Here is a 17,259-nt window from a genome sequence, read left to right on the forward strand (position 1 = left end):
TGCGCAAGGGCAAGCTCGTGCTCGCGCGCGGCTACACCTGGAGCGTCGACGCGGCGCTGAGCGTCCAGCCGACGTCGCTGTTCCGCCCGCCGGCCCCGCCCCAACCGCTCACCGCAGGGGCGCGCCGCCGCCCTGACAAGTCGACGCCGAAGCCTCTAAGCCCGTTCGGCGACGAGCACCAGGGCGTGACTGTGGTCGAGCGCCGTTGAAGTCCTCCGGGGACTGCCGGAAGATCGGTTGAGGGTGCGCTACTGGGGAACCCCGTGGTTCCCCAGACCCCTCCTGGACCCGGAGGGCACTCCCGCGCGAATTTGTCTGGCTTGGGGTTCGCGCCGTTCGCGCGGGAGTACCCTCCGGACAGGTTCGTTCGTCTGTTATGGACGAGCGTCGGGGCAGGTGAGAGAAGCAGTCATAAAAATCAGTGACAGCAACCGTGACAGCAACACCAGCACACGCCGCCGCACGGGAGCAGCCCTCACCACAAGGTCAGCGCCGGGACGCCAGGCCACAACCTTGACCATGATCGAACTGATAAGGATGAGGCCGGTGGTTCAAGTCCACCTAGGCCCACTCGGAGTTGGGAGTGGTGTGGTCGAAGCCCGTTGGGCTTCTTCCCCGCCACTCCTTCGTCGTTTCTGCCCGGGGGGCGACCCCCGGACCCCCGATGTGGGGGCTCCGCCCCCACGCCCCCTGCCGGTTGCGGTTTCTGGGCGGGCACGTGGCTGAATTGGGCGGGCTTTGGCTTACTGACTACCTCCCCCCGTGCGGCCGTACCTGGGAGTTGATCGTCCGAGACTCACTCCATTTTGAGTGTCGACGCCTTCGCGGGGGAGGACGAAGACGAGGGTGAGGGACCCGGCACGAGCGTTGCCGTCCGGGAGGCAGCTCAACGATCGCTTGGTGAGCGTGCGCATGGCCGACGGGGCCGGCTGACCTAGACTCCTCGCATGAATCTCACCGACGCGACTCGCATGATTCTGGCGGAGTCTGCGGCCTTTCCCGAGCTGATGAGGGTCACTCGCGACGCGTACGACGAGTTGGCCGCCGGTCGCCAGGTTCATCACGCCACCCTCAGTTGGATGGTCCGAGAGGCCAGCCGCAAGGACCTCTACGGCGTTCTCATCCAGAAGCACGGCGCCGACGTCTTTGACGACATGATCACTGTTCTCTGCCGTGAGATCGATCGGCAGGCCCCTGTTCCCAGCCGCTGACAGCAGCGGTGACGGCTTCGGCCAGGTCGTCCACTACCAGGGCTACCGCCTCGACCAACGCCTTGCCTGACGGAGTGCCGGTCACCGTCCACACTTCCCGGTCTTCCTCCTCCACACCGGAGACGCCGTCGACGGCGCTCAGCGCGTCTGCGATGCGGCGGCGCAACTCGGATTCGAGAGGGTCCGTGCGGACGAACTCCATCACCCAGACGCTGACACTCCACAGCGGCCCCGCTCGAAGCTTGGAGGCCGAGACCGCGCGACGGTCCGGATCATCTGTCTTCCGTATCCACTCTTCGGCTATCCCGGAGTCGAGCGGCTGAACCTGCTGGACGTCGTCACTCACGCGACGAGGCTAGTGCGGATCCGTGCGGCTTGTGGGGGCGTGGTGATCCCCAGGAAGAATCGGACGGATTGCCCGCACCGAGCCGGACAGGGGCGGGCAGAACGTCGTCGGTGGGAGCCGTGAACGGGTGGCGTTCGCCGATCAGGTGCGCAGTTGCTCGTTGAGCCGTGCGGCCTGTCGCGTGAGGTGATCGCGTTCGGGAAGGTTGGGCGCTGATCGGGCGGCTTGGGCGTAGAGCCGTGCCGCGGTGACCGGGTCGCCGTCACGTTCGTGCAGGTACGCCGCGGCGGCGGTGTAGCGGGGCAGGGACGGGTCGAGCTCCGCCAGGGCGGCCAGGCCGGCTCGCGGGCCGTCGGCCTCGCCGACCGCGACGGCCCGGTTGAGGCGGGCCACCGGGTTGTCGGTGAGGCGCACCAGCTCGTCGTACCACTCGACGATCTGAACCCAGTCGGTCTCGGCGGCCGTCTGGGCGTCGGCGTGGAGCGCGGCGACGGCGGCCTGGGCCTGGAACTCGCCCAGGCGATCGCGGACGAGCGCCGCCTGGAGCACGTCGACGCCCTCGGCGATCATGCGGGTGTCCCACAGGCTGCGGTCCTGCTCGGCGAGAGGCACGAGCCTGCCGTCGGGCCCGGTCCGCGCCGCGCGCCGTGCGTGGTGCAGCAGCATGAGCGCGAGCAGGCCCGCCACCTCCTCGTGGTCGATCCTGGCGGCGAGTTGGCGGGTGAGCCGGATCGCCTCGGCCGCCAGGTCGACGTCGCCGGAGTAGCCCTCGTTGAAGACCAGGTAGAGCACGCGCAGCACGGTGGCGACGTCACCGTGCCGGTTGAACCGGACGTCCGAGACGGTCCGTTTGGCCCTGCTGATCCGCTGGGCCATGGTCGCTTCCGGCACGAGGTAGGCCTGCGCGATCTGGCGCGTGGTCAGGCCGCCGACCGCGCGGAGCGTGAGCGCGACGGCCGAGGCCGGTGTCAGGGACGGATGCGCGCACAGGAAGTAGAGCTGGAGCGTGTCGTCCACCGCCTCGCCCTGGCCCGGCGCGGGCTCGGTCTCGACGCGCACCTCGCGGTGCCGCCGGGAGGTGTCGGCGCGGGCGGCGTCGAGGAACTTGCGCCAGGCGACGGTGACCAGCCAGCCCTTGGGGTCCTGCGGCATGTCGTCCGGCCACACGCGCACGGCCTCGACCAGTGCGTCCTGCACGGCGTCCTCGGCCGCCGCGAAGTCGGCTCCGCGGCGGACGAGGACACCGATCACCGCGGGCACCAGCTCCCGCAGCAGGGGCTCGTTCACTCGGTCACCGTGGGCGGCTCGCTCAGGAAGGGGCGGACCTCGAGCCACTCGTAGATCGGCTTCCCGCCCGCACCCGGCGCCGCGGACAGTTCGCCGGCCAGTTCGAGCGCCCGCTCGTGGCTCTCGACGTCGATCGATATCCAGCCGGCGATCAGGTCCTTGGTCTCCGCGAACGGGCCGTCGGTGACCGGCGGCCGGCCCTCGCCGCCGTAGCGGACGAACGACCCCTCTGGGGAGAGCCCCTGGGAGTCGACGAACTCGCCGGTTCCTTCGAGCCGGGTGATGAAGTCCTGCATGTACTGAATGTGGGCCGTGACTTCGTCCGGCGTCCACTGCTCCATCGGCACGTCGTTGGCCGGTGCCGGCGCACCCCGGTAGTGCTTGAGCAGCAGGTACTTGGCCATCGTGTTCTCCTTGATGTGGTCCAGGCCCATTGTGGCCGTGTTCACTGCCTGGGACGGAGCCGCGCGCCCGTTCTCGACATGCCGCCGCAGATTCTTCCGGCGGATTTCGTGGCCTCCGCGTACCGCCGGGGGTCTCCTACGGAGGGGGCGCGACGATCCTGACCATGCCGCCGCGTCGGGAGCGGGCGGTTCCTGGCCGATCGGGCGGTTGTCAGCCGAGCTGCTCGGCCAACGCGACGATGATGCCGTCGGGGCCGCGGAGGTAGCAGAGCAGGTAGCTGTCCCCGTACCGCGTCACCTCGCCGAGGACTTCGGCGCCGTGGGCGCGCAGGCGGCCGACGGTGCCCTCGATGTCGTCGACGGCGAACATGACGCGATGCAGGCCCAGCGTGTTGGGCGGCGGGTTCTCCGTCTCCGCGCCGACCGTCGCGGGAGCGCGGTACTTCATCAGTTCCAGCCTGCCGTCGCCGTCCGGGGTCCGCATCATCGCGATGTCGCTCCGGACGCCGTCGAGTCCGACGGTGCGGTCCGCCCAAAGGCCCTCGATCTGCGCCTTCATCTCGACCTCCATGCCGAGTTCGACGAAGAACGCGACCGCGGCATCAAGGTCGTCGACGACGATGCCGACGTTGTCCATCCGCTGAATCGCCATGGTGGTCCTCCTTCGTCGCGCGGCCCGTCCTGGCCACTGGTGCACCTGAGACGGAGCGGGCGGGACGTTCTCGACATCGGGACGGCGCTGAGTTCCAGGAACCTGCTTCTGGCCGTCGCCGCCAGGACGTCCACACGGTCGACGGGGACCTTGCCCGCCCGCACGCCGAGCGTTCCGGCCCTGTCGGCGGGACGATCAGAAGGGATGCGGCGGAGGCGCAGCGGCCGGTATCGGGTGGGCAGGCTGGCGCTCGATGTCGATGCTGATGGGGTCGAAGAGGCTGCTCCAAGTGGCAGGTGCTCACCGCGCTTCAGGACGGGCAGGTCAGAGGCCGGTTTCGAGGGTCTCGAAACCGGCCTCTGGATCGTCGGGGTGTCACGGCCCGTCCCGGCAAGCGGTTTGCCGCGCCGCGGATTCGACCTCTCAGGCGGGCTGGGGTGCGCGAGCGGCCTTGACGGCCTCCCGCAGGTGCTCCTCCTGCTCGGGGGACAGCGAGGTCTGGATGAGCCTGCCGCCCAGGGGCGCCATCTCCGGGACGACCTTCTCGGGATTGCGCTTGTCGATCAGGACGAACACGGCCGCGGCTCCGGGCGGCAACTGCTCGCCGAGGTTGTGCATGAAGTCGTCGTCGATGCCCATGTCGGACGCGGAGCCCATGGCCGCGCCGGTGGCTCCGCCGATGGCCATGCCGAGCAGCGGCATGAAGAAGATGAGCCCGATCAACCCGCCCCACGCGGCGCCGCCGAGGGCGCCGCCCGCGACGAGGTTGCGGGCCTGATGGAGCTTGATCTTGCCGTCCTGCCTGCGCTCGACGATGACGACGTCCGCCAGCTCGATGATGTGCTCCTTGTGCAGCTGGACGAGCTTCTCACGCGCCTGCTCGGCGTGAGGCAGGTCGTCGTAGGCGACGGCGATCAGATCGCTCATGTTTCCCCCGGTCGTGTCTCCCGCCCGCTGCCGGGCGCAGGAGGGGTGCGTGGTCGCTGTGTGCGGCGGTTCCCGGCGTGCCGATCACCCGCGATATGTCGGGATGTCCGGGAGAGTCCCCAATGTGTGGTCCGTTGCAAACCATGAGCGACGCTCTCTTGGATCGGGACAGGACAAAACGTGGGTTCTGCTTGACGTAAGCCCGCGGCGCACGGTGGCACCTCTGGCGGAGAGCCGACGATTGCCGGGAGGGAATGACGTGGGGCCGTGTGCCGCGGCTCCCGAGGAGCGCCAGAGAACTGGGTCAGGCGGGCTTCCCAATGGCCGATAGCAGTGGGGCGTCACGGACGCCGATCCGCCTTGGGAGTAGGGCGCCTACTCGTTGCGCCAGTCCAGGCGTGGAGACGTGGCGGCGGCCTGGGCTTCTTGGCTTTGGTGCATTGAGATCACGCCTCGGCCTATGCGACCCGGAGCCGGTTATCCAGATAAGAGGGGCAGTTCTCCACAGGTTGTGGATAACCGAGGGTCGGCGATGCCGATGAGGGCGATGTCCACACCGAACACTGCCACATTGCCGCGCGGGAGTGGCGCTCCTGGCGCCGGCCTGCGGCGCGCAGCAGAGCCCGCGCGCGGGGTGGGTCAACTGAGCTCTCTACTCAGGACCAGGTCGAACTCGGCGTGGCGGAAGGGCGCTCGGACACCGTTCCGGGCGGCCGTCTCCGCGTCGGTCGACTCGGCGAAATCGACGACGAGGCTTTGTTTGACCGCGAAGACCGCGTCGGAGTCCAGGTAGGGGCTGTCTGCCACGAAGACGTGAGTGGTCAGTGGGGTGTGGCCGTCCGCCCGGACGATGAAATGGATGTGCGCCGGCCGGTAGGGATGGCGGCCGGCGGCCCGCAGGAACCGTCCGACCGGCCCGTCCGTCGGGATCGGGTAATGGCTGGGCAGGACGGTCCGGAATCGGAACCGCCCTTCGGAGTCGGTGTGGAAAAGGCCCCGCCCGTTGCCGGCTGGTTGGACCCCTGGCTGCTGGACGTCGTAGAACCCCTTCTCGTTGCACTGCCAGACGTCCACCTCGGCGTCGGGCAGGGGCGTCCCGTCGCTGCTGAGGACAAGACCGGCCACAAGGCACGGCGGCGCCTCACCGATCAGGTCGATGCTGTCGCCGAGCGCACGCGGGGGCGACTCGACCATGTGGAACGGGCCGAGCACGGTGCTCTCGGTGCCGTCCTCCTTCTCGTTCAGGGTCTCCACCAGCATGGACACGCCCAGGACGTCCGACAGCAGGACGAACTCCTGGCGCGTGTCGGTGCAGGTCTGGCCGACGGCGGTGAGGAACCCGATCGCCTGCTCCCATTCGCGGATCGACGGCCGGACCTCACCGACGAATGCGTGCAGGTGGCGGGTGAGCGCGTCCAGCAGTTCGCGGAGTCGAGGGTCGGGAGTGTCGCGGAAGCTGTCCTGGACGGCCCGCGTCGCAGTGTGCTCGTTGAAGTCCACGGATGCCTCCCTTTCCACAACCTGTGGAAAACTCTGGCGATGGGGACGACTTCACTTCCAGTGTGGTGCCCACCGGGCGGTTGAACGGATCTCCGAGAGTTCCACCCCGGTCGCACTCGCCGCGTGGATCGTCGCGGGAGTGGCGGCGATCGCGGCACCCGGTGATCGCGATGACGCATATCATCCCCCACCTCCGCGGCTCGCGCACAGGGAACGACGCGCCCTCGTGATGGGCTGTAGTCAAACTTGACTAACTCGATCGCTCTTCCTACGCTTCGACCATGGGTGAGAAGGCGATTCCGATCTTTCCGTGCAGGTCGATAGAGCTGACCTGGGACTTCTACAGGGTGCTCGGTTTCGAGCAGACGACCTGGCAGATGCGTCCCAACCCGTATCTCGCGGTCCGGCGGGGCGACGTCGAACTGCAGTTCTTCGGCTGGAAGAAGCACGACCCGGCCGCGTCCATGAACATGTGCTACATCACCACGACGAAGGTCGACGCCCTGTACGAGGCGTTTCGCGGCGGGCTCCGCGAGGCCCTCGGGCGGGTCCCGACCCGGGGGCTGCCTCGACTGAGCGCATTGCGGGACATGTCCTACGGGGTCCGGCAGTTCCTGCTCAGCGACCCGGACGGGCTCCAGCTCCGCATCGGCCAGGCCATCTCGGAGGACACGCGGCACGCGCCCATTCCGGAGGAGCCGGTGGCCCGGGCCTTCCACATGGCCGCGCTCCTCGGCGAGTCGAAGGGGGACCATCGCGCCGCGGCTCGGATCCTCGATCGGCTGCTGCGGTCCGATGAGCCGCTGTCCCCGTCCGAGCGCCTCAAGGCCCTGGTCCTGCGCGCCGACGCCGCCGCCCACCTGGAGGAATGGCCCCGCGTCCGCGCCCTCACGGCCGAGGCCCGCGCGATCGACCTGCCCGCCTCGTCCCGGTCGGGCGACGACCTCAGCCGTCTGGCCGATCTCGAAGCAGCCGTCCCCGTCGACGGTCGGACGCCGCCCTCCGGAGACACGCACTGACCGGACTCCGCGAGCTGAAACCCGCTGGTGAAGGCCCTCAAGGCTGATCGACCCGCATCGAACGCCGGGTCGGCGGCCGGTGCGGGGTCGAGCCGACGTTCGGCCTCACGGTGTCCCCGGTGGAGTGCCGGGTTGGGGACACGGTTGGGGATTACTGTGGGCAACTCTGTCCACCGGTGCGGTGAGGTTGTGGAAGAGCTTCGCCCACAGGGTGTGAACGGGGTGTGGAGAACGCTGGCGCAGAGTGGGTTCTCCTGCTGGTCAGCGGCTTTTCCACGACGTGGACAACTGAGCGCGCGGGTTGGGGGCGAGCTGGGGAAGAATGTGGACGCGGAGCCGCGGGGCCGTACCCAGGTTGTGCACGAGAGTTATCCACAGGTTGTGGATTCTGTGGACGGACGAGCGACCTCGGTCAGGATGGGAAGGGCGGCGGCGAACGTGCCGTCCGGACCGTGGAAAGCCCGGCTGTTCTGGGGATCCACCTGTGGACGCGACCCCGGAACGCCCTGCTGCGACGAGGTGGAAGATGTGTGCGACGGTTACCAACAGCCTGTGGATAACAGCTCTTGGAGGCTCCCGCCGGAGGCGACCTATCTCCTGATCTGGCGCAGTGGCGCCCGCGTCGGCGACGACCACCGGCTCTGACAGGTCGGCGCGCATGTCGGTGGCCCCGCTGCACTCGCCGAGCCCCCTGCGCCTGGCGAGGGAACGGCCCTCGCACCTGTGGGTACGAGGGCCGGTCGTCGAAGCGACGCCGGAAGACGGCCCCGCCGGGGTGGTGGGTGCTTACGCCGCGACTGCCGTCACGACGGAGGCGATGAAGATCCACCACCAGTGCCATGCCTGGTCGAGGGCGTACCGCCCCGTCCCCAGCACGAGGTTGTCATCCTTGCCGGCGCGCGGGGCGCCGAGCCGGTAGAAGGTGCCCACGGCCTCTCCCTTGAGGCCCTTGAGCTTGTCGACGAGTTCGGCCAGCCACTGCAGGGGGGTCCGGCGGTCGGCCCAGAAGTGGGTGACCGCCGATATCAGCTGCCCGAGGATGAAGCTGACCAGCGAGATCCGCAGGCCGAGGATCGCCCACATCATGGCGACGACCAGTGACGTGCAGACGGTGTAGGACGCCACATGCCGCAGGCATGCCAGGCGCCCCCTCCACATCTGGTCGCCGTGCAGACCCTTGTCCCTGTCCTGGACATCGGTCTGGACCCAGTGGTCGCCGACGTTGTGCGCAACGAGCATCGAACCCAGAACGACTATGAAGGTCAGAGCCGTGACGATCTGGTCCGGAGACATGTCTCACCTCACGGTGTTTCAGTTACCGGCCCGGGGCGACCCGGGCGACCGGCTCCGAGCGCCGGATGATCAATACCGTTCCACAGGCGGTGCCTGACGTGTGGCCATTCGTGACCACCACGCGACGGATCCGTAGAAGCCAGGTGCGGAACGGGAGCCGGGTTCGGAACGGGAGCCGGGTTCGGAGCTCGAGATCGCGGGATGGGCGGGGCGGCGCCTGCGAGGTCGGCGGGTGTGATCGGGATGAGGTCGCGGGGTGTTTTCTGTTGGTCTGTTCATGACCCGTGTTTCTCGGCTCGGTGCCGTGGAGGCGAGCGGCTCGCAACGCCCGGCGGCACGGTGGTTTTCGCGCTCCGATCCGCCCGGAGGCGGTGCCGGCCCGGGCGGGAAGGCCGCTCCGACCTGCGAACATTTGTTCGAACGCGTGCTACCCTCCCCGCATGGGGCAGTTGCTGAACGAGCCGGTCAGAGCCGAGCACGACCCGGCGGGGCGGCTCACCGCGTACGAGTGGCGGGGGACGCGCTACGCGGTGGACGCGGTGCTGAAGACCTACGGCTCGGCCCAGGAGGGCAGGGTCTACCGGTTCCGGGTCACCGGCGCGGAGGGCGTGGCCGTCGTGGAGCTCGGTCGTGACGAGGACCGCTGGCGGCTCCGGCACGTCTTCTCGGCCTGACCGGCGCCCGGGCGGCGGAAGCCCGCTCGACACCCGGGGAGTCGACCGGACGCTGTGGACGCGTGTGGGCGGTATCCAGGGCGTGCCGCTCGATCTGCTGACGGCCCGCATCGGCCGCCGGCACTACGCGCCGCACACCCACGACGAGTACGCCATCGGCGTCACCGTCGACGGCACGGAGACGATGCTCTACCGGGGCGAGAGGATCTACTCGGCGGCCGGCAGCGTCGTCGTGGTCGAGCCGGGCGAGGCGCACACCGGCGGTCCGGCGCGTCCGGAGGGTTTCGCGTACCTGTGCCTCTACCCCGCCGCCGAGCTGCTGGGCGCGGCGACGACCGCGGAGGCCGGCCAGGCGCCGGCGGCACCGCACTTCGCGCATCCGATCATCGATGACCGGGGTCTCGGCGAGGCCCTGCGCCTCGCCCACCATGCTCTGAGGCTCGGTGCCGACCCGCTTGAGGGGGAGTCGCGGCTGCTCGGCGTGCTGGGCACGCTCGTCCGGCGGCATGCGGCGTCCGGCCCGAAGGCGGTCCCGGCCCACCACAGGGCGGAAGCCGGACGCATCGCGAGGACGGTCGCGACCCGCCTGTCCGACGAGCTGACCGCCCCGCCGACGCTCGCCGAGGTCGCCGCCGACCTGGGGTTGTCGCGCTACCAGCTACTGCGTGCCTTCCGGGACGCGATGGGCATGCCGCCGTACGCGTGGCTCGCCCAGCACCGGGTGGCCCGCGCCCGGGCGCTGCTGGACGCGGGCCACCGTCCGGCCGAGGCGGCGACGCTCGTCGGGTTCGCCGACCAGGCGCACCTCACCCGCTGGTTCCGCCGCGTGCTGGGCGTCACTCCGGGCGTTTACCGCAACAGCGTTCAAGACAGCACATCTCGTCGACCCCGATTCTGAACGTCCGCCCCGGGTCGGACCCGGGTGCCAGGGCCGATCGCGAACGCGCCCGCTCCGCGAAGGTCCCGGAGCGGAGGCGGCCCGGGCGGGGCGGTCGAGAACGGAGGTCGGGTTGAGTCGCCGCGGCTGGATGCTGTTCGCGCTGATGAGCGTGCTGTGGGGCATCCCCTATCTGTTGATCAAGGTGGCGGTCGAGAGCGTCTCGGTCCCCATGGTGGTGTTCGCGCGCACGGCGCTGGGCGTGCTCGTCCTGCTGCCGCTGGCGGTCAGGGCGGGGCGGCTGGACGTGGTCCGCCGCCACTGGCGCCCGCTCCTGCTGTTCACCGCGGTGGAGATCCTCGGGCCGTGGGCGCTGCTGTCGGACGCCGAGAACCGGCTGACCAGCTCCATGACGGGCCTGCTCATCGCCGCCGTCCCGATCATCGGCGTGGTGCTCGCCCGGCTCACCGGCGACGCCGAGCGGCTCGGGCCCCTCCGGTGGGCGGGACTCCTGGTCGGCCTGGCCGGCGTCGGAGTGCTCGCCGGACCGCACCTCGGCGGCGGCAGCGCGTGGGCGATCGGCGAGGTCATGCTGGTCGCGGTCGGGTACGCGATCGCCCCGATGATCGCCACCCGGCGCCTCCAGGACCTGCCGAGCCTGCACATGGCCGCGTTCTCGCTGGCCATCGCCGCGCTCGCCTACACCGGCCCGGCCATCGCCACCTGGCCGAGCGCCATGCCCGACGGGCGGGTCCTCGCCGCGCTCGTCGCCCTCGGCCTGGTCTGCACGGCGCTGGCGTTCATCGTCTTCTTCGAGCTCATCCGGGAGGTCGGCACGTCCCGAGGCATGGTGTTCACCTACGTGAACCCGGCGGTGGCGGTCGCGGCCGGCGTCGTGTTCCTGGGGGAGCCGCTCAGCGGGACGATCATCGCGTCCTTCGTGCTGATCCTCGGCGGCTCCGTCCTCGCCACCGCGCGCCGCTCCCCCGCGGCCGCCCCTGTGCCCCCGCCCGGCGACAGCGCCGCCGCACCCGAACCCGCCGTGAAGCCCGCGCCGGAACCCGCGCCCGAACGCTGACCCCAAGGCCCTGCCCCCCGAGTCCGCGAGGAGGGGCAGGGCTGGTGCCGGAGGCTGGGGCTCAGCGGAGGGTGGCGATGAACTTGCCCGCCTTGCTGACGTTTCCCGCGGCGTCGATCGCGCGGTACTCGATGGTGTGGCGGCCCTTTCCGAGCTTGCCGTAGGTGAGGCTGTCGATGACCGTGCCGTTCTCGGTGAACAGCCAGGGGGAGGACGAGTCGGTCGGCCAGCCGAAGTAGTTGAACCAGCCGTCGCCGTCCACGCGGAACTCGGAGACGACCACGCCTGGACGGTCGTCCGCGCCGGTGAGCCGCATGGTGAAGGGACCGTCGAAGACGTACTCGGGCGTCCGACCAGGACGAACCTGGCTCTGTGCCGCCTTGGACAGCTCGTACGCAACGGCCGGCGCCTGCGCGTCGATCGTCCATGTGCGGGTCTTGGAACCGACCCGAGCGACGAGCGTGTGGGTGCCCTTCGCAAGGTGGAACCGCCCGAGATCGATGTTTCGGTCGCCACCCCGTACGGGGCGCCCGTCCAGTACCCAGTTCACCTTGGGCGCGCTCCGCACCGGGTGGGTCGTCTCCACGTAGACGACGGAATCGCTTCCTACCGGTGCCTCAGCGGGCGTGGAGGAACTGAAGTCGACAGGCACGTTCTCAGGCGGAGTGCTTATGGCGGTGTCGACCGTCCATGTACGCACCTGCGTGAGTGCGGCGGACGACCGGATCGCCGGGTCTCGGACGAAGCCGGTGGGATCGGTGACGGTCGCCTTGACCGTGTGCGTGCCCTTCCTAAGGTGCAGCCTCGCCAGGTCGAGGTTCGCGCCGTGCCCGACGGTCTTCCCGTCGACCGCCCATGCGACGGACAGTGGGTGACCGGTCGGATGCATCGTTTCGACCCACAGCACACGGTCGTCGCCCACCGATGCGTCCGTGGGCGTGTTCGCCTGGACGAGGTTGACCTTGCCTGAGATCCGCTGGGTCATCCGTTCACGCGCGACCTGGTCGTAGTAGTAGCCGAGCGTTTTCATCATCGAGTGCCGGCTCGGCCTCCACACGCCCTTACCGGAGTAGAGGCCACCCTCGTACCGTCCGATGGTGCCCCCGGCCTCGCTCCGTTCACCGAGCCATCGCCACCACTTCTGCTTCTGTGCCTTCATCTCCTCCTCGGTCAGAAGCGTGTGATGGATGGAGGCGGGCTCAGGGCCGGTGTACGTACCACCAGGGACGCCTCGCTGGTAGTAGTCGTACTCGTCGTCCAGCCCACCTAGCGAGTGGCCGAGTTCGTGCGGCGCGATGAGAGCCGACATGGCGTTCCCACCGGACGCCGTCGCATAGGCGCCGCCTGCACCGCCATAGGTGTCGCTGTTCGCGAGCGCGAGGATCTGACGGTTTCCTACAGTCGTGCCCTGGACGAGATCCGCATACGTCTTGGCGGCCGCAGAGTTCATGACGAGAAGGCGCTGAATGCCGTCCTCTCTACAGCCGCTCCAGAAGGCCATGCTCAAAGGCGTCGTGCGGCGCGGTGACGACAGCGCCGGGTCACAGCTCACGCCGGACTCGCCGGACGGGATTTCCACCGCGTACACGTTGATGTAGCTGCGATACGACTTGAACGGCTCGATCGTCCACAGGTCGTTGAGGTGCTTGGCGAGGTGTGCGCGGAACTTCGGCATGTCCGCCGCCGTGTAGCCGTCACCCAGCACCACGAGATTGAAGCGCTTCGCGGGATCGCCGGTGACCTGCACCGGCACCACGGTCGCGTCCGCGGGTTCCGCCGCCCGCGCGGGCACCGACACCAGCGACAGGACGGCCGCGGCCGCCGTCCCGATCACGATTCTTCTGCCCGTCCACATGCGCAGACCCTCCTCGCGCGGGGGCGCGCGGCAGGCGGGATGCGGCCCGGCCGCTGCGCCGGCTCGTCCCGCTGATCAAGCGGGCCCGTCCGGATTATCGCTGGAAGATCCAGATTTGTCGCTAGCGCTTGCCGCGCTGCCCGTCCGCGAGGCCCTGCGAGATCCGGTGCCCGCCCGCGCGCCGCTGCACGACCGCCGACAGGACGGGCGCGACCCCGCCGATCCGCGCGCCGATCCTCAGCCCGAGCGGCGCCACGTCGATCTCCGCGATGTCGCGCTCGACGGCCCGGACGGTCGCGCGCGCCACGTCCCGGGGCGACCGCGTCCCGATCCCCTTGGGCAGGGTCACGCCCGCCTCCGCGAACATGCCCGCGTCCCGGATGAAGCCGGGGAAGACCGTCGAGACGCCGACGCCGTGCGGGCGCAGGTCCTCGCGCAACGCCAGGGCGAATCCCCGCATACCGAACTTCGTCGCGTTGTAGAGGGACGCGTGCCCGGACGCCGTCTTGCCGGCCAGCGACGAGACGAAGACCAGGTGGCCGCGGCCACGATCGGCCATCTGCGCGGCGGCGAGCTTCGCCATCACGATCGGCGCGCGCAGGTTCACGTCCAGCGCCCGGTCGATCTCCTCGATCGAGTACTCGGAGAGCAGCCCGGACGCCGGCAGCGCGGCGTTCGCGACCAGCACGTCCACCCGGCCCGCCTCGTCCAGGAGGCTCTCGGCCGCCGCCCGGTCCGCGAGGTCGGCGACGATGGCGCGGCCGCCGAGCCGCTCGGCCAGCGGTTCCAGGACGTCCGCCCGGCGCCCCGTCAGCACCAGCCGGGCGCCGCGACCGGCGAGCGCCCTCGCCAGCGCCTGGCCGATCCCGCCGGTCGCGCCGGTCAGCAGGACGTTCGCTCCGCGCAGATCCATCCCGCGATGATGGCGGATCACATTCCGATGCGCCACAGCAGAAGAATGATCGACGAGAGCACCAGCCCGGCGGTGCCGAGCGGCACGTCGCCCCACGCGATCACGGCCGCGCACGCCGTGGCGGTCAGCCCCGCGACCAGCACCAGACCGCGGCCCCCGGACGGACGCTCGTCCGGCACGTCCGGCTCCAGCTCGCGCTCCCAGCGCCGGAAGTCGTCTTCTGCCATCGGCACTCCCGAAGGTCGTCCACCCGGATTATGCGGCCGTTCCGGCGTTCCGACGAGAGGAGGAAATGCGAGGCTTCCTCAAATGTCCCGTCCGGGGAGGGGCCCTTCGGTGCTGATCGCCCGGCCGTGGTTGCTAGGCTGCGGAGAGCCTGGGGGAGGCAGACACTGATGAGCCGTTCCCGGGTTCTGACTTGATAGTCGAAGGTGAAGGGGTCCCACCGTGAAGAAGCTGCTCGTCCTCGCCGTCGTCGCACTCGGTGGCTTCGCCGTCTGGCGCAAGCTCCAGCAGGACCGCGCCGAGCTGGACCTGTGGACCGAGGCCACGTCGTCCGACAACTGACACTCCGGCGACAGGCCCCGGCGTGAACGAAGCAGAGCCGATCACCGTCGCCTGCCTCGATCTCGCCGGGACCACCGTCGCGGACGGCGACACCGTCGAGTGCGCCTTCGCCGAGGCGATCGCCACCCTGGGGATCGTCTCCGGCACGGCGTCCTACGGCCGTGCCCTCGCCCGCTTCCGCGACGCGCGCGGCGGATCGAAGATCGGCATATTCCGCTCGCTCTTCGACGAACCCCGCGCCCGGGCCGCGCATCTGGCGTTCGAGCGGTCCTACCACGACCTCATCGACCGGCGCGGCCTCACACCCGTACCCGGCGCCGACGACGCCCTCGCACGGCTGCGCGGCGCCGGTGTCCGCGTGTGCCTGCTCACCGGCTTCGGCCGCGGCACGCAGGCCCGCGTCCTCGACGCCCTCGGCTGGTGGGACCGCGCCGACCTGACCCTCTGCCCCGAGGACGTCCCGCGCGGCCGGCCGTGGCCCGACCTCGTCCTGACCGCGGCCCTGCGCCTCGGCGTGGACGACGTCCGCCACATCGCCGTCTGCGGTGACACCGCGGGCGACATGCTCTGCGGCCGCCGCTCCGGGGCGTCCATCGTCGCCGGCGTCCTCACCGGCGCCCACGACGACGACCGCCTCCTCGCCGCCGGCGCCACCCACATCCTCCCCTCCGTCGCAGCCCTCCCCGACCTCATCCTCCGCACCCCCGCCAACGCCGAACACGGGTAACCCCCCGTACGCGCGGGGACGAGACGCCTAGGCCGGGCCAGGCGAGGGCCTCCAGCGGTTTGCCGGGCGACGGCATCGACAGCCGACGACAGACGTATCCGACGCCCGTTCGTTGGGCATCGATCAACCCGCCGAGGGACGTGGTTCGCACCCGGCCCCCGACCGCCTGCCCGCAGCGCCTACGGTCATCTCGACAGCCGGGAGGGGCTCAGCACTGGGCGCACGGTCGCGGCGATGCGTTCCACCTGGTCGAGCTGGGCGTCGAGGGACGGCGCAGCGATGCGGCAGACGAGGTGCTCCGCGCCCGCCTCCAGGTACCGGGCCAACGTGGCGGCCACATGTTCGGCCGGGCCTGCGACGATCGCCTGGATCGTCCGCACCGTTTCGTACGGCAGGCCGTAGGTCGAGCGGCAGTACGAGTCGAGCTGCCGTTCCACGCCCGCGTCATCGCTGATCAGCACGGTGACGAACAGCGCCGGCGTGACCGCGTGCTCAGGGCGGCTCGCCGCCCGCACCGTCGCGAGGCCCGCTCGGTAGTCGGCGGGATCGGGCGGATAGGGCAACCACCCGTCGTAGAGCCGTCCGGCACGCTCCAGCGCCGAGGGACTCGCCCCGGCCAGCCAGATCGGCGGCCCGCCCGGCCGGTAGGAGGGTGTGGATTCAGGCAGGTCGTCGAAGTGCAACACCTTGCCCTGGAATGCACGCTCACCCGACCACAGCGCCCGCCACAGGGCCACCGTGTCGTCCAACCGTCCGAAGCGGCGCTCCCACGGCACCCCGGACACGGCGTACTCGATCTCCGACCTGCCGGGGAACCCCGCACCCGCGGCGACGATCAGACGTCCCGCGGACAGATGATCGATGGAGGCGAGCGTCTGAGCCGCCAGCACCGGCCGGCGGAAGGCGGGCAGGAGGGCGGCCGTCCCCAGCGTGACGCGTTCGGTCGCCGATGAGAGGGCGGCGAGCATGGCCAGCGGTTCGATCCGCGGACCGAGCAGAGTGTCGTTGGCCCAGACCGAGTCGAAGCCGAGGCGTTCGGCCCGGACGGCGAAATCGACCAGCTGGCGGGCGTCATCCCACCGAGCCCGATCGGTAGGGAGCAAGATCCCGAGTTTCGTGTCCATGGGAGAGGATCGTGGTCTCTCCCAGGAGTGACGACAATTCCCTCGAAGGCATGAACACCCGGCACGGCTGGCGCGGAGCGAGCGTAATGCACGCTTGGTTGGACGACCCTGGTCTGGAGCCCCTGCGCACACTCGTGGACGCGCGACACAATCTGGCCATGGCGGGCGGACGCCTTCGGCCTTGCCACCCAGGCCGTCCCGGACGATTTGCTGCGCCTCGACCTGCACCCAGACGACAAGGCACCGCGAGTCGGGAACCTGAACCAGTGAGCACTCCTCACCCGGCAGACGCGCTGCTCGAGAAACTGGCAACCTACGTCAGCCGAGCTACGCCGCCCCCACCCGCGTAGGCTTCACCGTTCCCGTGCGGCAGAACTGAAGACGTTCCTCCCGGCCAACTGACCCGCGCCCCTCCGAGGACGAGTGACCCCGTCGGGGCCTCACCAGCTGCCCATCCTCGAAAGCCTGCGCTCCGCCTACGGTGTACGATCGTCACCGGTCACGCCAGTCGAGCGTCACCGCAGGTCAAGTAACACAAGACCAGGGGCCTTAGCTCAGTTGGTAGAGCACCGGCTTTGCAAGCCGGGTGTCAGGGGTTCGAATCCCCTAGGCTCCACCAGCCAAAACGCCCCCGCCCAGACCACGGGCGGGGGCGTTCGTGCGATCAGCGGGCCATTAGGCCACCGGGACGAGCACGCCACCGAGGCCGCCGTCATCCTCGCCGCCCCGCTCCGATCTTGTCGTTGAGCGCATCAGCGATCGCGCGGCTCGCCTCAGACGTCGCGTGCTGGTAGATCATCGCCGC

At 70.0% G+C, this 17,259-nt stretch carries 19 protein-coding genes and 1 tRNA gene; 9 read left to right on the forward strand and 11 right to left on the reverse strand.

The annotated features are described in order from the left end of the window. Positions 1–209 (forward strand): hypothetical protein (locus tag AB0K37_RS31600; protein ID WP_363987212.1); only part of this gene is annotated, 209 nt, incomplete at its 5' end. Positions 210–947: 738 nt separating this feature from the next. Next, entirely contained in the window at positions 948–1,211 is a 264-nt protein-coding gene (locus AB0K37_RS31605; protein WP_363987214.1) for a hypothetical protein, read from the forward strand. Here AB0K37_RS31605 and AB0K37_RS31610 read toward each other — a convergent pair. The 6 genes from AB0K37_RS31610 to AB0K37_RS31635 form a co-directional block, all read right to left on the reverse strand. Further along, positions 1,159–1,557 carry a hypothetical protein gene (locus tag AB0K37_RS31610; protein ID WP_363987215.1) on the reverse strand — a complete coding sequence of 133 codons (399 nt, stop codon included), beginning with the start codon at positions 1,555–1,557 and terminating at the stop codon, positions 1,159–1,161. The two genes, AB0K37_RS31605 and AB0K37_RS31610, sit on opposite strands and share 53 nt — an antisense overlap. Positions 1,558–1,698: 141 nt before the next feature. Beyond that, positions 1,699–2,844, reverse strand: a complete 1,146-nt coding sequence (locus tag AB0K37_RS31615) for a DUF6596 domain-containing protein (protein ID WP_363987217.1) — start codon at positions 2,842–2,844, stop codon at positions 1,699–1,701. Continuing rightward, complete coding sequence (locus AB0K37_RS31620; protein ID WP_363987238.1) at positions 2,841–3,248, reverse strand: YciI family protein; 408 nt, start codon at positions 3,246–3,248, stop codon at positions 2,841–2,843. Before AB0K37_RS31620 ends, AB0K37_RS31615 begins: the two co-directional genes overlap by 4 nt. Before the next feature lie 211 nt (positions 3,249–3,459). Next, on the reverse strand, positions 3,460–3,885 hold the full coding sequence (locus AB0K37_RS31625) for a VOC family protein (RefSeq protein WP_363987240.1): 426 nt from the start codon (positions 3,883–3,885) through the stop codon (positions 3,460–3,462). Between the two features lie 438 nt (positions 3,886–4,323). Beyond that, positions 4,324–4,827, reverse strand: a complete 504-nt coding sequence (locus tag AB0K37_RS31630) for a DUF1269 domain-containing protein (protein ID WP_363987219.1) — start codon at positions 4,825–4,827, stop codon at positions 4,324–4,326. 639 nt (positions 4,828–5,466) lie between these two features. Further along, entirely contained in the window at positions 5,467–6,327 is an 861-nt protein-coding gene (locus AB0K37_RS31635; protein WP_363987221.1) for a dioxygenase, read from the reverse strand. 281 nt (positions 6,328–6,608) lie between these two features. Between AB0K37_RS31635 and AB0K37_RS31640 the strand changes: the two genes are divergently transcribed. Beyond that, entirely contained in the window at positions 6,609–7,346 is a 738-nt protein-coding gene (locus AB0K37_RS31640) for a VOC family protein (RefSeq protein WP_363987223.1), read from the forward strand. Positions 7,347–8,132: 786 nt separating this feature from the next. Here AB0K37_RS31640 and AB0K37_RS31645 read toward each other — a convergent pair. Next, positions 8,133–8,585 carry a transcriptional regulator gene (locus tag AB0K37_RS31645; protein WP_363987225.1) on the reverse strand — a complete coding sequence of 151 codons (453 nt, stop codon included), beginning with the start codon at positions 8,583–8,585 and terminating at the stop codon, positions 8,133–8,135. A 494-nt stretch (positions 8,586–9,079) separates the two neighbouring features. Between AB0K37_RS31645 and AB0K37_RS31650 the strand changes: the two genes are divergently transcribed. The 3 genes from AB0K37_RS31650 (at position 9,080) to AB0K37_RS31660 (ending at position 11,268) form a co-directional block, all read left to right on the forward strand. After that, positions 9,080–9,313, forward strand: a complete 234-nt coding sequence (locus AB0K37_RS31650) for a hypothetical protein (RefSeq protein ID WP_185029805.1) — start codon at positions 9,080–9,082, stop codon at positions 9,311–9,313. Next, positions 9,270–10,211: an AraC family transcriptional regulator gene (locus tag AB0K37_RS31655; protein ID WP_363987227.1), complete on the forward strand. Its 942-nt coding sequence runs from the start codon at positions 9,270–9,272 to the stop codon at positions 10,209–10,211. Before AB0K37_RS31650 ends, AB0K37_RS31655 begins: the two co-directional genes overlap by 44 nt. Before the next feature lie 112 nt (positions 10,212–10,323). After that, on the forward strand, positions 10,324–11,268 hold the full coding sequence (locus AB0K37_RS31660; RefSeq protein WP_363987229.1) for a DMT family transporter: 945 nt from the start codon (positions 10,324–10,326) through the stop codon (positions 11,266–11,268). A gap of 61 nt (positions 11,269–11,329) precedes the next feature. Here the strand turns inward: AB0K37_RS31660 and AB0K37_RS31665 are convergent, their stop codons facing one another. The 3 genes from AB0K37_RS31665 to AB0K37_RS31675 form a co-directional block, all read right to left on the reverse strand. Then, positions 11,330–13,123, reverse strand: a complete 1,794-nt coding sequence (locus AB0K37_RS31665) for a M64 family metallopeptidase (protein ID WP_363987231.1) — start codon at positions 13,121–13,123, stop codon at positions 11,330–11,332. Between the two features lie 121 nt (positions 13,124–13,244). Continuing rightward, positions 13,245–14,036: an SDR family NAD(P)-dependent oxidoreductase gene (locus tag AB0K37_RS31670; RefSeq protein ID WP_363987233.1), complete on the reverse strand. Its 792-nt coding sequence runs from the start codon at positions 14,034–14,036 to the stop codon at positions 13,245–13,247. 17 nt (positions 14,037–14,053) lie between these two features. Further along, positions 14,054–14,263 carry a hypothetical protein gene (locus AB0K37_RS31675; protein WP_345182837.1) on the reverse strand — a complete coding sequence of 70 codons (210 nt, stop codon included), beginning with the start codon at positions 14,261–14,263 and terminating at the stop codon, positions 14,054–14,056. A gap of 220 nt (positions 14,264–14,483) precedes the next feature. Between AB0K37_RS31675 and AB0K37_RS31680 the strand changes: the two genes are divergently transcribed. Then, positions 14,484–14,603: a DLW-39 family protein gene (locus AB0K37_RS31680; protein WP_021592723.1), complete on the forward strand. Its 120-nt coding sequence runs from the start codon at positions 14,484–14,486 to the stop codon at positions 14,601–14,603. A 22-nt stretch (positions 14,604–14,625) separates the two neighbouring features. After that, entirely contained in the window at positions 14,626–15,330 is a 705-nt protein-coding gene (locus AB0K37_RS31685; RefSeq protein ID WP_363987235.1) for an HAD-IA family hydrolase, read from the forward strand. A gap of 185 nt (positions 15,331–15,515) precedes the next feature. Here the strand turns inward: AB0K37_RS31685 and AB0K37_RS31690 are convergent, their stop codons facing one another. After that, the gene (locus tag AB0K37_RS31690) at positions 15,516–16,454 is read right to left on the reverse strand and encodes an LLM class flavin-dependent oxidoreductase (protein WP_363987237.1); all 939 of its coding nucleotides are present in this window, start codon (positions 16,452–16,454) and stop codon (positions 15,516–15,518) included. Positions 16,455–16,997: 543 nt separating this feature from the next. Between AB0K37_RS31690 and AB0K37_RS31695 the strand changes: the two genes are divergently transcribed. Then, positions 16,998–17,073 (forward strand) — tRNA-Ala (locus tag AB0K37_RS31695). Positions 17,074–17,259 lie beyond the last annotated feature (186 nt).

It is taken from the genome of Actinomadura sp. NPDC049753, from assembly GCF_040674655.1.
Taxonomy (GTDB): Bacteria; Actinomycetota; Actinomycetes; order Streptosporangiales; family Streptosporangiaceae; genus Spirillospora; species Spirillospora verrucosospora.